Genomic DNA, 785 nt, shown 5'->3' with positions numbered 1-785 from the left:
AACGGTCTCGTATAACCGTCAGTTACGGGCAAGTTAGCGAATTTTTTCGGTTGAGCACAAACGTTAGCAATTCCGAGTGGATTCGGACGTAGTTGAATCCGCCGTAATTGCGGTTATACATTGTTGGCAACTGGCTTTTTATTCCGTTTACCATATTTTCCACCATTTATTTTTTTCGGCTGTCAGTTTTTTTATCGGAACTGGTTTTTGTTCTAATTCTTTTCCTCTTTTAAAAACCATTGTATTTAAGTCCAGTTCATAATCCGTTTTGTCATATTGTTCTCCGCTTTCACAATTATTCCAATCATAAAGTTGACCTTTTAGGATGCCATTTTCAATTCGATTGTTTCTAATTCCGTCCCAATTTAAAGTTTGAATGTATTTTATTTCATTAGGTTGTTTAATAACTGCTATCGAATTCGAGCTTAAAATTAAAATTAGGTCATTATTATATTTTAATTTTTCCGAAACATAATCTATTTCGTTGATTGGGTTTATTGTTTCAATATCAACAATGTAATTAGTATTTAATTCATTGACTGTAGATATTAAAAAATATCGGTTATCTTTTAAATTGATAATTTCAATCTCTTTTTCGATTTCTCCGTGAAATCCGTAAACCCATTTTTCTCCGTTGTTTTTTGTAAATTCTATTGGAATGCAATACTCGGATAAACAACCATTAATAGCTAAATATCCATCCATATACGCAGGTGGATATTTTAAAATTTTATATGGATTTTGATTTTCAGTCACGGTTTTTTCAGCTTGTTGCCAACGTTTGG

General features: G+C 31.6%; 1 protein-coding gene. It reads right to left on the bottom strand.

The genetic code is table 11. The features are described from left to right. Positions 1-147: 147 nt before the first annotated feature. A partial coding sequence (locus KIV10_RS13840; protein WP_214114734.1) for a hypothetical protein occupies positions 148-785 on the bottom strand: 638 nt, incomplete at its 5' end.

Source organism: Aequorivita echinoideorum, assembly GCF_018476645.1.
GTDB lineage: Bacteria > Bacteroidota > Bacteroidia > Flavobacteriales > Flavobacteriaceae > Aequorivita > Aequorivita echinoideorum.
The sequence above is the reverse complement of the archived record's forward strand: the minus strand, read 5'-3'. Positions and strand labels throughout refer to the sequence as shown.